Raw genomic sequence first — 12252 nt, 5'->3', positions numbered from 1 at the left:
ACCCACGCGCGTCACGGACCGGGACCCGTCCCCTGCTGGGCCCGGTAGGCGCTGATCTCCTGCAACCGGCGCAGCAACTCGTCCTCGCGCCGCGTGGCCGCCTCCTCGTCGATGCGTCCCTCGCTCCGCGCCCGCTCCAGGTTCACCAACTCCTCCTGGATCGGGGCGGGGTCGTAGTACTCCTCCTCGGCGGTCTGCCGCACCTTGTCCAGCACCCAGCCGATGCCGCGCACGGGGGCGAACGGCAACGTCACGATCGTTCCGACCAGTCCCACGTCCTCGCCTCCTCGGAGCGCGGTGGTCATACGAAGCTGTACGGCGGCAGAGGGCCGCGCAGCCGGAGTTCGACGCCCTCTCCCAGGCGCTCGGCCAGTTCCCCGCCGGCGCGGGTGAACTCCTCGGACCGGGCGTCCTCCACCAGGAAGGAGGCGTTCACGAAGTACTGCTGGGACGGCGGAGCGACCTGCTCGGAGACGACCAGCGGACGCAGGGCGGCGAGAACCTCCTCGGCGAGCGCCGCGTTCCGGTTCTGCACCTCCTGGGCCACGAGTTCGCCGAGGGCCAGCCGGTCCTCGTACGTGCCGCCGCCGTCGCGGATCGATGCGTTCAGCGTCCGGGCCTGCTCGGAGTCGGTGAGGATCGCGCGCAGCAGGACATCCTCGTCCGTGACCCCCTTCACGTTGAACTCAGCGGTGCCCGACAGCTCGTCCAGCCGCTGGGAGAAGGCCTCGGCCCGCTCGTCCAGCAAGGCGCGTACGGAATCCTCGTCCGGGGCGACGAAACCGAAGCTCAGCGGCAGGATGGCCCCGCCGGCCCAGAGGTTCTCCTGGACGTCGTGGTGCGCCTCCAGGTCCCGGCGGGCGACCGCGAGATCGGCCGGGGCCTCGCTGACGACGGCGCTCAGGGAGCCGCTGGTCACCGCGTGGAGATCGCCGCCGTCCTCCCCGACGCCGTGGACGTCGTCGAGGTCCAGAGGGTGCTCCGACTTGGTGATGGCGTAGACGTACACGGACATCGGCTCGCCTCACTCCTCGTCGTCGTGCCTCGAGGAGCGGCGGCTCGCACCGCGTTCGGAACGCACCCGCTGCTTCTCGCGCCCGGACTCGCGGTCCTCGCGCCCCTTCTGGAGGGACTCGGTGACGGCCTCGACCGCGCCCGACAGCGCCCCCTTGCTCTTGCCTCGTGCGCCCGCCTCGGTGGCCTCGCCGACCATGTCCGTCAGTTGCGCGGGGGCCTTGCGCCCCGATTCCAGATCCAGGCGGTTGCACGCCTCCGCGAAGCGCAGATAGGTGTCGACACTTGCCACGACCACGCGGGCGTCGATCTTGAGTATCTCGATGCCGACCAGGGAGACCCGTGCGAACGCGTCGATGACGAGGCCCCTGTCCAGGACCAGTTCCAGCACGTCGTAGAGGTTTCCCGAGCCGCCACCCCCGCCTCCGCGGGAGGCGAGCGCACCCTCGCCCTGCGGCACCACAGTCACGATGTGATCCCTTCCGGGCACGGGAGTCCGTGCGCGGCGGCGGTCGCCTCAGCGACCGCCGCTCCGGTCGATCTGCGCGCGGGTGTACCGGCGTCCGCGTTCGTACGCCAGCAGCTTGCCCGCCGGGTCCAGGACCACCTGGTAGCTCGCCATCACGCTGCTCGTCTGCGGGACGCGCTCCAGCTCCTCGACCTCGACCTCGGCCTCCCAGCCCTGTTCTGTCGGTTTGAGCGAGGAAACGGACTCCGGAACGCGTCCCAGCACCTCGGCGAGCTGCTCGAGCGCGCTCCGAATGGCCTCGGGCGCGGAGAGACGCTCCTCAGCGGGCTCCTGCCGCGACGAGGACCGGTCCTTCTCCGACTCATGGCCGTTCGTGGCTCTCACCTTCTCTCCTCATCTCGCCGTGTGCCCGAAAAAAGCATGCATAACACTTTTGAGGCAATTGGTCCGGGAAAACGTGGATCGGGCGGTGCGGGGAGGGCGGGGGAACGGGGTGCGGGTGGTTCGGCCGGGTGCGGGTGCGCGGGGGCTTGTCGCGCAGTTCCCCGCGCCCCTGAAAAGCGACCGGGGCTGCGCCCCGTGCTTCTCATGGGGAGGGCGGGCCGCAGGCCCGTTCCTCCAGGGGCGCGGGGAACCGCGCGAGAAACCACGACGCACCCGCACCCGCCGACGAACCGCGCACCCCCGAGCATCAGGCGCCGGAGCCCTACTCCTCGCCGTCCTTCTCGCGCTTCTCCCTCTCCTGCCGCTTCAGTTCCTCCTCGCGGCGCCGCAGATCCGCCTCCCAGCTCTTGAGGAGCGACTCGTCCTTCTTGTTCTCCTCGGAGAGCGACTTCAGGAACTCGGGATTGTCGTCGGGGGCGACGTACTGCGCGCGGTGGTTGCGGTGCCACTGGGAGGGCGTGCGCCCGTTCGCGGGGACGTCGCGCAGCTTGCCCGCGGCGAGCCACGCGATCGGCCCGACGATCCAGAAGAGCAGGATGATGAACACCCAGGCGATCTTGGGCAGGTGCTTCGCCTCGTCCTCGGGGGTGTTGAGGCAGTCGATGAACGCGTAGATGGTCAGCGCCAACGGCACGAGGTACATCAACACCCTGAGCATGGAACGCCCCCTGGAAAGCGGTGGTGGGCCCGTCCGCCGGACCCGGTGGTGACCGGCGGGGCCGTGCGGCGCCGACCCTGTGCGGCGGAAAGCCATGACCTTACGCCGGGCCCCGTGACGGGGTCAGGGTAGCCCCTCGGGGATACTGGACCGCATGGCTTACGACGATCTTCGCTCCCTGCTCCGCGCCCTGGAGCGCGAGGGCGATCTCAAGCGGATCAAGGCCGAGGTCGACCCGTATCTGGAGGTCGGGGAGATCGTCGACCGGGTCAACAAGGCCGGCGGTCCCGCCCTCCTCTTCGAGAACGTCCGCGGGTCGAGCATGCCGCTCGCGATGAACGTGTTCGGGACCGACCGCCGCCTGTTGAAGGCCCTCGGCCTGAAGTCGTACGGCGAGATCAGCGAGAAGATCGGCGGGCTGCTCAAGCCGGAGCTGCCGCAGGGCTTCGTGGGCGTGCGCGAGGCGTTCGGGAAGCTCGGCGCGATGGTTCACGTTCCGCCGAAGAAGGTGAAGGCGGACAGCGCCCCCGTGCAGGAGGTCGTCCTCCAGGGCGACGACGTGGACCTGGACCAGCTGCCCGCGCTGTTCACCTGGCCCAAGGACGGCGGCTCCTTCTTCAACCTCGGGCTCACCCACACCAAGCACCCCGAGACCGGCGTCCGCAACCTCGGCCTGTACCGCCTCCAGCGCCACGACAAGCGCACCATCGGCATGCACTGGCAGATCCACAAGGACAGCCGCAACCACTACCAGGTGGCCGCCAAGCGCGGTGAGCGGCTGCCGGTCGCCATCGCCTTCGGCTGCCCGCCCGCCGTGACGTACGCCTCCACGGCACCGCTGCCCGGCGACATCGACGAGTACCTGTTCGCCGGGTTCGTCGCGGGCAAGCGGATCGAGATGGTCGACTGCAAGACGGTGCCGCTCCAGGTACCGGCCAACGCCGAGGTCGTCATCGAGGGCTGGCTGGAGCCCGGCGAGATGCTCCCCGAGGGCCCCTTCGGCGACCACACCGGCTTCTACACCCCGCAGGAGCCGTTCCCCGCGCTGAAGATCGACTGCGTGACGATGCGGAAGCGCCCGCTGCTCCAGTCGATCGTCGTCGGCCGTCCCCCGACGGAGGACGGACCGCTGGGGCGTGCGACGGAACGCTTCTTCCTCCCTCTCCTCAAGATCATCGTCCCGGACATCGTGGACTATCACCTCCCCGAGTCCGGCGGCTTCCACAACTGCGCGATCGTCTCGATCGAGAAGAAGTACCCGAAGCACGCGCAGAAGGTCATGCACGCCATCTGGGGCGCCCACATGATGTCCCTGACGAAGCTGATCGTGGTCGTCGACTCCGACTGCGACGTCCACGACCTCCACGAGGTCGCCTGGCGGGCCCTCGGCAACACGGACTACGCCCGCGACCTCACCGTCGTCGAAGGCCCGGTGGACCACCTCGACCACGCCTCCTACCAGCAGTTCTGGGGCGGCAAGGCCGGCATCGACGCGACGAAGAAGTGGATCGAGGAGGGCTACACGCGGGACGGGGGCTGGCCGGACATGGTCGAGTCGGACCCGGCCACGGCGGCGCTCGTCGACCGCCGCTGGAAGGAGTACGGCCTGTGACCAGCGCCTCCGCCGCGATCCCCCAGCCGGGCCGGACCAAGGCCTTCCTGCGCCTGGTGATGATCGAGCACTCGATCTTCGCGCTCCCGTTCGCGTACATCGCCGCGCTCACGGCGATGTTCCAGCTGGACGGCAACATCCACTGGGTACGGCTGCTGCTGGTCACCGTCTGCATGGTCGGGCTGCGCACGTTCGCGATGGCGGTCAACCGGATCATCGACCGCGAGATCGACGCGCGGAACCCGCGCACCGCGCACCGTGAGCTGGTGACCGGCGCGATGTCCGTGAAGCACGCCTGGACCGGCGCCCTGATCGCGCTGGTGATCTTCCTGGGCGCGGCGGCGCTGCTGAACCCGCTCTGCCTGGCGCTCGCCCCCGTCGCCGTGATCCCGATGGTGGTCTACCCCTACGGCAAACGCTTCACGAACTACCCCCAGGCCATCCTGGGCCTCGCCCAGGCGATGGGCCCCGTCGGCGGCTGGCTCGCGATCACCGGCGAGTGGTCCTGGGAGGCGGTGATCCTGGGCCTGGCCGTCGGCATCTGGATCGGCGGCTTCGACCTCATCTACGCCTGCCAGGACGTCGACTCCGACCGCGACACCGGCGTCCTGTCGGTCCCGGCCCGCTTCGGCATCCCGGCGGCGGTGTGGGCGGCCCGGGTGTGCCACGCCCTGACGACGGGGTTGTTCGTCTGGTACGCGCTGGCGACGGACGCGGGCGCGTTCCTGTGGCTGGGCCTCGCGATCGTCGCGGGCGCCTTCGTCTACGAGCACACGATCGTGCGCCCGCACGACCTGTCGCGGCTGAACCGCGCGTTCTTCTCCGTCAACGGCTTCATCGGCATCGCCCTGTTCGTGTGCGCGCTGCTCGATCTTCTGGTGCGGGGTCTGACTCCCTGAATACGGTGCGGCCCATCACCGAGGCCAGAAACCCAGGGAGGCCGGCGTGACTCTCGGGCACCGACCGCCTGCACTCGCAGCTCAGCCGGTTCGAGGACATGTTCCCCGGCTACCGCATGGAGATCGTCGAGGGCAGCATCACCAGCGATGTCGCCTTCCCCTTCGACGAGGAGAACGAGTTCTGCCCGGACCTGGCCGTCATTCCCGCGGTGGAGGTCGAGCAGAACGAGGGAGCGTACTCACCCGACCTCGTCGAAGTCGTCGTCGAGGTCGTGTCCCAGGGCAGCATCCGCCGCGACTACGAACTCAAGCCACGTTGGTACGCCCCTCGCGGTATCGCCAACTATCTGATCCTGGACCCGCTCAAAGGCCACTGCGTCACGATGTGGAACCCCGGCCCCGACGGCTACCGGGGGCGCGACACGATTCCCTACGGCCCCGACGTCACCGGCGACTCGCCGCTGGGCAAACTCACGATCGCCACCGGCCGCCTCACCGTGGACCCGAAGGCGCCCCCTACGCGGTGAGCGCCCCGCGGGACTGACGGCGCCGGAACAGGAACGCCGCCACCACCCCCGTCACCAATCCGATCAGGTGGCCCTGCCAACTGATCCCGGTCTCGGTGGGGGCGATACCACCCAGGATCGCGCCGCCCCAGATCGCGGCCACCAGCACCCCCGCCGCCACCCCCAGCAGCCGGCGCTCGACGAAGCCGCTGACGACGAGGAAGCCGAAGAGGCCGAAGACGACGCCGGAGGCGCCCGCCGTGTTGGTGTTGTCCGGGGATATCAGCCAGACGCCCAGACCGTCGGCCACGATGATCAGCGCGCAGACCGCGAGGAACCGGCGCAGCCCGCCCAGCGCCGCGAGGAAGCCGAGCACCAGCAGCGGCACGCTGTTGGCCGCGACATGGCCGAAGCCGAAGTGGATGAAGGACGCGGGCACGACGTCGACCAGCTCGGGCACCGACCGCGGCATGATGCCGAAGTCGTCCAGCGCGTTCCCGCCGGCCACGTCGATCACTTCGAGGATCCACAGCAGGGCCACCCAGCCCGCCATCAGCTTGGCGGCGGCCTTCGCGCGGTGCCCCCGCGACCACTCCCGATCAGGGCTCAGCGCCCCGCGCACTCCACCTGCCATGTCAACCCCCGACTCAACTCGTCCCCTCAGTGGAACGGCCGTGCCCCCTTGACCGGTTCCCGCCGCACGGCGCCGGATAGGCTCGGTGTCGTGAACCGAGTCAAGCCAGGAGAGACGGCGCGTACGCCTTGGATCGTAGGGGTCTCCGGCGCATCCGGCACCCCATACGCCGCCGCCGTGCTGCGCGCGCTCCTCGCCGCGGGCGAAAGCGTCGACCTCGTGGTGTCCCGTGCCTCGCGGCTGACCCTGCTGGACGAGACGGGCATCGCGTTCCGGGACGCGCACTGGCGTGACGACCTGCGGGAATGGCTGTCGCGCGGCGCCGACGGCAAGCCCGGCACGTTCCCGGTGGACGTCGACGGCGACCGGGTACGGCACTGGAGCGCCGGCGACCTGGCCGCCGGACCGTCCTCGGGCTCGTACCCCGTCAAGGGCATGCTGATCGTCCCCGCGTCGACGGCGTGCGTCGCGGGCGTGGCCCTGGGGCTCAGCAAGGACCTGCTGCAACGGGCGGCGAGCGTCACCCTGAAGGAACGGCGCCGGCTCGTCGTCGCCGTACGGGAGACGCCGCTGAACGGGCAGACCCTGCGGCATCTGGTGACCCTGGACGACGCGGGCGCGACCGTACTGCCCGCCTCCCCCGCCTTCTACGCGGGGGCCACGCACATCCAGGACCTGGTGGACTTCGTGGCCGGGCGGGTGCTGGACGCGGCGGGCGTCCCGCACACCCTGTACCGGCGCTGGGAGGGCGAGATCGGCGGGTCCCGCCCCTCGGGGACGAGCGACACGAGCGGTACTGGTACGGCGGCCCCCACGGCACCCAGGGTCACCTGAGCGGCATCCGCTCACCCCGCGCGCACCACGCACCACGCTCGTCACACAGAGCAACTACCCGTCAGCAACTCCTCATCAGCAACACCGGACAAGCAACTCTTCAGCGGAAGGCAACCGATCGCATGGACGCGGTGGACAGGCAGCTCATCCAGGCCCTGAGGGAGAACGGCCGGGCCTCGTACGCGGAGCTGGGGCGCCTCGTCGGCCTGTCGGGACCCAGTGTCACCGACCGCATCAACCGGCTGGAGGCCGCCGGTGTCATCACCGGCTATCGCGCGACCGTCGACGCGGCCTCCCTCGGCCTCGGCGTGATCGCGCTCATCGGTATCTCGCTCTCCGACGCGGCCGACCACGAGGACGTGGCGAACCGGCTCCGCGACCTCGACGAGATCGAGGACTGCTGGTTCATCGCCGGCGACGACTCCTTCATGCTCAAGGTGCGCGCCACCGACGTCGACGGCCTGGAGAAGACGATCCGCCGGCTGTCCGGCACGAAGGGCGTCTCCCGGACCCGTACCACGATCGTGCTCTCCACGAAGTGGGAGAACAGGGTGGGTGAGCTGCCCGAGGAGCAGTAGACCTCGGGGAGTACGGTGGCTGGGTTGTCCATTGAGGGAAGACTGAGGGAAGGCGGAGGCATGGACGTCGGGCTCAAGCGCGAGCTGGAGGAGAAGGTCCGCTCCGGCGAGCGGCTGACCCGCGAGGACGGCATCGCGCTGTACGAGTCGGACGACCTGGCGTGGCTGGGCGGGCTCGCGCACGAGGTACGGACGCGGAAGAACGGCGACGTCGTCCACTTCAACGTCAACCGTCACCTCAACATGACCAACGTGTGCACGGCCTCCTGCGCCTACTGCTCCTTCCAGCGCAAGCCGGGGGAGAAGGACGCGTACACGATGCGCATCGAGGAGGCCGTCAAGCTCGCCAAGGCGATGGAGTCGGAGAACCTCACGGAACTCCACATCGTCAACGGCCTGCACCCGAACCTGCCGTGGCGCTACTACCCGCGCTCGCTGCGGGAGCTGAAGGCGGCCCTCCCGAACGTCTCGCTGAAGGCCTTCACGGCCACGGAGATCCACCACTTCGAGACGATCAGCGGGCTGTCGGCGTCGGAGATCCTCGACGAGCTGATCGACGCGGGCCTGGAGTCCCTGACGGGTGGCGGCGCGGAGATCTTCGACTGGGAGGTCCGCCAGCACATCGTGGACCACCGCACCCACTGGGAGGACTGGTCGCGGATCCACCGTCTGGCGCACGAGAAGGGTCTGAAGACCCCGTGCACCATGCTCTACGGCCACATCGAGGAGCCCCGGCACCGCGTCGACCACGTCCTGCGGCTGCGGGAGCTCCAGGACGAGACCGGCGGCTTCCAGGTCTTCATCCCGCTGCGCTACCAGCACGACTTCGTGGACGTGCGGGACGGCAAGGTACGCAACCGGCTCCAGGCGCGGACCCGTATGGCGACGGGCGCGGAGGCGCTGAAGACCTTCGCGGTGTCGCGGCTGCTGTTCGACAACGTCCCGCACGTGAAGGTCTTCTGGGTGATGCACGGCGTCCAGACCGCGCAGCTCGCGCTCCAGCACGGCGCCGACGACATGGACGGGTCGGTCGTCGAGTACAAGATCACTCACGACGCGGACAACTACGGCACGCCGAACAAGCTGACCCGGGAGGACCTGCTGGACCTCATCCGCGACGCCGGGTTCCGGCCGGTGGAGCGGAACACGCGGTACGAGATCATCCGGGAGTACGAGGGGGCGGATCGGCTGCGGCGGGAGTCTCCTCAGCCGATGAGGGTGTGAGCGGGGCGCCTGGTGGCTCGGGGGTGCGGGTTCGTCGGCGGGTGCGGGTGGTGCGGGGTTTCTCGCGCGGTTCCCCGCGCCCCTGAAGGGAACGGGCCTGCGGCCCGCCCGACTGTGCGAATCTCGGTCCATGACCCTTGCCTTCCAGCTCGACCCTCCCCTCACCCCCGACCTCCGCGACGGCATCCTCGGTCTCTGGGCGGACGTCTCCAACGCCGGTGGTGCCGTCGGGTTCGTGGCGCCGGTGGCGCCGGAGGCGATACGGCCCGAGCTGGTGAAGCACATGGTGGGCATGGTGGAGGGCCGGCAGCGGCTGCTGGTCGGGTTCGACGCGGCCGGCGCGCCCGCGGCCACCGCGTTCTTCAGCTTCAACACGCACCGCCTGATGACGCACTGGGTCTGGCTGTACACGGTGATGGTGCACCCCGCCCACCAGGGCAAGGGCTACGGCCGCGACCTCATGAAGGCGGCCGAGGAGGCGGCCCGCGGCTTCGACGGCATCGACGCCGTCCGCCTCACCTGCCGCGGCGGCCTCGGCCTGGAGCACTTCTACGCGGCGTGCGGTTACAAGGAGGTCGGCCGCGTCCCCGGCGCCATCCGGGTCGCTCCCGACGACCACCGCGACGACATCACGATGCTCCTGTCCCTGACCTGAGCCGCGCCCGCACCGCCCGCACCCCCGTGCAAGATCGCCCCCCGACCGTGCTTCACTGGACGGTGGCCTTTGGGAACGTCCGGTACGGAAACGGAAGAGTGGATTGAGATGCTCCGCTACACACTGATGCGCCTCGGGATCTTCGTGGGCTGCTTCGTGGTCGTCTGGGCCCTCGTCTACTCCGGCATCGCCCCGCGCGGTCTCGGTGCCTCCAACGGCATGTGGATGATCATGCTGGCCCTCGTCGTCTCCGCACCGATCAGCTTCGTCGCCCTCCGCAAGGAGCGCGACCGGGCCTCGGAGCGGATCGCCCCGCGCCTCGACCGTTCCATCGAGCGCGTGAAGTCCAACCTCGCCACCAACCGCAACCAGGAGGACGAGGCGGACGACGCGACCCGTACCCCGGCCCCGGGCGGCGCCCCCGCCAAGGACGCCGCCGACGACACCGACGCCGGGAACGCCAAGGCCGCCGAGAGCGGCCCGGACTCCGAGGGCGTCAAGGCTTCCGAGGGCGTCAAGGCTTCCGAGGGCGTCAAGGCTTCCTAGGCGGGCCAGGGTGGCCAGGCGGCCGCCCCGGAAACGGCCGGGATCTTTCCCGGCGGCAAAACCGTACGCTTGCCCGCATGGGTGCTGTGAAGAACAAACGGATGCCCCGGGCGGTACGGGAACAGCAGATGCTGGACGCGGCCGTGCGGACGTTCGGGCAGCGCGGCTACCGGGCCGCCTCCATGGACGAGATCGCCGAACTGGCGGGCGTGTCCAAGCCGTTGGTGTACCTGTACCTGAACTCCAAGGAAGACCTCTTCACCGCCTGCATCCGCCGCGAGGCCGAGGCGCTCACCACCGCCGTACGCGAGGGCGTCAACCCCCGGCTGCCCGCCGACCGGCAACTCTGGGAGGGGCTGCGGGCGTTCTTCACGCACACCGCGCGCAACCCGGACGCCTGGGCCGTCCTGCACCTCCAGGCCCGTACACACGGTGAACCCTTCGCCGCCGAGGTCGCGGCGATGCGCGAGGAGATGGTGGCGTTCGTGACGGGGCTGATCCTGGTCGCCGCCCGAGACGCCCGCCGCGACCCGTCCCTCCCCGAACGCGAGGTCGCCGGCCTCGCCGAGGCGCTCGTCGGCGCCGCCGAGGCCCTCGCGGCCTGGGCCAACGCCACGCCCGGCCTCACGGCAAGGCAGGCCGCCGCCACCCTCATGAACTTCGCCTGGTCCGGCCTCGGCAACCTGATGGACGGCCACCCCTGGACCCCACCGGCCGACATGGCCACGCCGTAGGTCCACCGCGTCCGCCGGCGCCTTGCCGGACGTTCCCCGGCGAGCCGCGGGTCGACCCGGCGACGACCGGTGGAGCCGACCCGTGGGGCCGGCCCCACCACGGATCCTGGCTGGAGCTGCGCCGACGCTGGCTCGTGCGGTACCGGTACGGCCCGGTCGAATGGGCACTGCGGGCCGTCACGAACTGGCGGCCGGACGCCGCTCGCGCCTACGGGGCGCCCCGCACGATGCGCCGCTGACCTTCGGCGACAACCTCCGCCGCTGACCTCTGCCGATGACCTCCGCCAGTGGTCTCGGGCGGTGACGTCCGCCACCGCTCACTGGATCAGCGGGTACACGCTTCCCGTCACATGCACCCGCCCCCCGCCCTTCCGCTCCGTGCCGCGGAGTTCGAAGTCGCCGCCGGGGCGGCCGTCCGCCGCGTAGGTGACGGTGCTCGGGAGGGGTACCGGCGCGCGGAACTCCGCGCGGACCAGGGCCGCCGGGGGTGTGCCGTGTTCGGCGAGGCAGCGGGCGACGGTCCACATGCCGTGGGCGATGGCGCGCGGGAACCCGAAGAGGCGGGCGCCGAGGGGGTGGAGGTGGATGGGGTTGCGGTCGCCCGAGACCGCCCCGTAGCGCCGCCCCACGTCCGCGCCGAGCCGCCACTCGGCGAGCGCGGGGAGCGGCGCGGCCGCCGACCGCCTGCTCTCACGGGTGAGGCTCGGGGCGTCGTCCACCCGGTGCCGGGCGAGGTAGGTGCTGCGGGACTCCCAGGCGATCTCGTCGCAGCCGCATTCACCGCCGGTGTCCCGTACCTCCGTCACGACCGTGGCCTCGGTGCCCCGGCGGTGCGGCGTCAACCCGTCCACGTACACGGTCAGTTCGTACTCCCCGGTGGCCGGCAGCCGGCGGCGGCGGGTGATCTCGATCGAGGTGTGGACGAGCCCCAGCAGGGGCAGCGGGAAGTCGCGGCCGGACATGATCCGCATGGCGAGGGGGAAACCGAGGACGTGCGGATAGGTGAGCGGGACGGCGTCCTCGCCGGTGGGGAAGCCGCAGACCCGTTCGTACGCGGCGAGACGCGCGAGGTCGATCCGTACGCCGGGCAGGACGAGCCGGTCGAGGTGATCGAGGCGGCCGACCGTGCCGTCGCCGTGCGGGCCGGCCGTACGGGGCAGCCTGCGGCTCTTGCACGGGGAGAGCAGGGCGCCCCGCGCGAGGAGGGGCGGGAGAAGAGGCGGGTCCGTGAGGGTGAGCTGAGGCATCGGACGGTTTCCCCTTCTCCCCGGTGCGGCGCACTTCCTTACTCCCCAGTCAGGTTACCCGAGGTAAAGCTCCCGGAAGCAGGGTGTGCGAGCAGGGGAGATGAACGACTCTCAGGTAATTTGACGCCGCCTTGACCTGTGGCGGAGCGCCGCACGACACTGCACATCCCCGCCCCCGGAACATCCCCGGACCACCCC

Annotated in this window: 16 protein-coding genes; 9 read left to right on the top strand and 7 right to left on the bottom strand. The window is 70.5% G+C overall.

Features of this window, described 5'->3' with window-relative positions; translation table 11 throughout:
* Positions 1–11: 11 nt before the first annotated feature.
* The 5 genes from ACZ4Z3_RS35430 to ACZ4Z3_RS35410 all read right to left on the bottom strand — a co-directional run bounded on the left by ACZ4Z3_RS35430 (position 12) and on the right by ACZ4Z3_RS35410 (position 2585).
* Complete coding sequence (locus ACZ4Z3_RS35430) at positions 12–275, bottom strand: gas vesicle protein GvpG (protein ID WP_468504899.1); 264 nt, start codon at positions 273–275, stop codon at positions 12–14.
* 26 nt (positions 276–301) lie between these two features.
* Positions 302–1015, bottom strand: coding sequence for a GvpL/GvpF family gas vesicle protein (locus ACZ4Z3_RS35425; RefSeq protein WP_468504898.1), 714 nt, complete (start codon positions 1013–1015; stop codon positions 302–304).
* Positions 1016–1024: 9 nt separating this feature from the next.
* Entirely contained in the window at positions 1025–1477 is a 453-nt protein-coding gene (locus ACZ4Z3_RS35420; RefSeq protein ID WP_468504968.1) for a gas vesicle structural protein GvpA, read from the bottom strand.
* Between the two features lie 54 nt (positions 1478–1531).
* Complete coding sequence (locus ACZ4Z3_RS35415; RefSeq protein WP_468504897.1) at positions 1532–1867, bottom strand: gas vesicle protein GvpO; 336 nt, start codon at positions 1865–1867, stop codon at positions 1532–1534.
* 322 nt (positions 1868–2189) lie between these two features.
* Positions 2190–2585 carry a PLD nuclease N-terminal domain-containing protein gene (locus tag ACZ4Z3_RS35410; RefSeq protein WP_468504896.1) on the bottom strand — a complete coding sequence of 132 codons (396 nt, stop codon included), beginning with the start codon at positions 2583–2585 and terminating at the stop codon, positions 2190–2192.
* Positions 2586–2739: 154 nt separating this feature from the next.
* On the opposite strand from ACZ4Z3_RS35410, the gene ACZ4Z3_RS35405 reads away from it, so the two are divergent.
* The 3 genes from ACZ4Z3_RS35405 to ACZ4Z3_RS35395 all read left to right on the top strand — a co-directional run bounded on the left by ACZ4Z3_RS35405 (position 2740) and on the right by ACZ4Z3_RS35395 (position 5623).
* A complete protein-coding gene (locus ACZ4Z3_RS35405) occupies positions 2740–4197 on the top strand; it encodes a menaquinone biosynthesis decarboxylase (protein ID WP_055513483.1) in 1458 nt (485 codons plus the stop codon).
* Positions 4194–5096 carry a menaquinone biosynthesis prenyltransferase MqnP gene (gene mqnP / locus ACZ4Z3_RS35400; protein ID WP_468504895.1) on the top strand — a complete coding sequence of 301 codons (903 nt, stop codon included), beginning with the start codon at positions 4194–4196 and terminating at the stop codon, positions 5094–5096. Before ACZ4Z3_RS35405 ends, mqnP begins: the two co-directional genes overlap by 4 nt.
* A gap of 98 nt (positions 5097–5194) precedes the next feature.
* Complete coding sequence (locus tag ACZ4Z3_RS35395; RefSeq protein ID WP_468504894.1) at positions 5195–5623, top strand: Uma2 family endonuclease; 429 nt, start codon at positions 5195–5197, stop codon at positions 5621–5623.
* Here the strand turns inward: ACZ4Z3_RS35395 and ACZ4Z3_RS35390 are convergent.
* A complete protein-coding gene (locus tag ACZ4Z3_RS35390) occupies positions 5613–6236 on the bottom strand; it encodes a rhomboid family intramembrane serine protease (RefSeq protein ID WP_468504893.1) in 624 nt (207 codons plus the stop codon). The two genes, ACZ4Z3_RS35395 and ACZ4Z3_RS35390, sit on opposite strands and share 11 nt — an antisense overlap.
* A gap of 90 nt (positions 6237–6326) precedes the next feature.
* Between ACZ4Z3_RS35390 and ACZ4Z3_RS35385 the strand changes: the two genes are divergently transcribed.
* The 6 genes from ACZ4Z3_RS35385 (at position 6327) to ACZ4Z3_RS35360 (ending at position 10807) form a co-directional block, all read left to right on the top strand.
* Positions 6327–7070 carry a UbiX family flavin prenyltransferase gene (locus ACZ4Z3_RS35385; protein ID WP_468504892.1) on the top strand — a complete coding sequence of 248 codons (744 nt, stop codon included), beginning with the start codon at positions 6327–6329 and terminating at the stop codon, positions 7068–7070.
* A 122-nt stretch (positions 7071–7192) separates the two neighbouring features.
* Positions 7193–7648, top strand: a complete 456-nt coding sequence (locus tag ACZ4Z3_RS35380) for an Lrp/AsnC family transcriptional regulator (RefSeq protein ID WP_055513474.1) — start codon at positions 7193–7195, stop codon at positions 7646–7648.
* Between the two features lie 60 nt (positions 7649–7708).
* On the top strand, positions 7709–8872 hold the full coding sequence (gene mqnE / locus ACZ4Z3_RS35375) for an aminofutalosine synthase MqnE (protein WP_468504891.1): 1164 nt from the start codon (positions 7709–7711) through the stop codon (positions 8870–8872).
* 130 nt (positions 8873–9002) lie between these two features.
* On the top strand, positions 9003–9527 hold the full coding sequence (locus tag ACZ4Z3_RS35370) for a GNAT family N-acetyltransferase (RefSeq protein WP_468504890.1): 525 nt from the start codon (positions 9003–9005) through the stop codon (positions 9525–9527).
* Between the two features lie 108 nt (positions 9528–9635).
* Positions 9636–10073: a DUF4229 domain-containing protein gene (locus ACZ4Z3_RS35365; protein WP_468504889.1), complete on the top strand. Its 438-nt coding sequence runs from the start codon at positions 9636–9638 to the stop codon at positions 10071–10073.
* A 77-nt stretch (positions 10074–10150) separates the two neighbouring features.
* On the top strand, positions 10151–10807 hold the full coding sequence (locus tag ACZ4Z3_RS35360) for a TetR/AcrR family transcriptional regulator (protein WP_468504888.1): 657 nt from the start codon (positions 10151–10153) through the stop codon (positions 10805–10807).
* A gap of 317 nt (positions 10808–11124) precedes the next feature.
* Here ACZ4Z3_RS35360 and ACZ4Z3_RS35355 read toward each other — a convergent pair whose 3' ends face one another.
* On the bottom strand, positions 11125–12054 hold the full coding sequence (locus tag ACZ4Z3_RS35355; RefSeq protein ID WP_468504887.1) for a MaoC family dehydratase: 930 nt from the start codon (positions 12052–12054) through the stop codon (positions 11125–11127).
* Between the last annotated feature and the right edge of the window lie 198 nt (positions 12055–12252).

The sequence above is a fragment of the Streptomyces sp. NPDC030296 genome (assembly GCF_055572815.1).
Note: the sequence above shows the minus strand (reverse complement) of the source record. Positions and strands in the feature narration are given on the sequence as shown.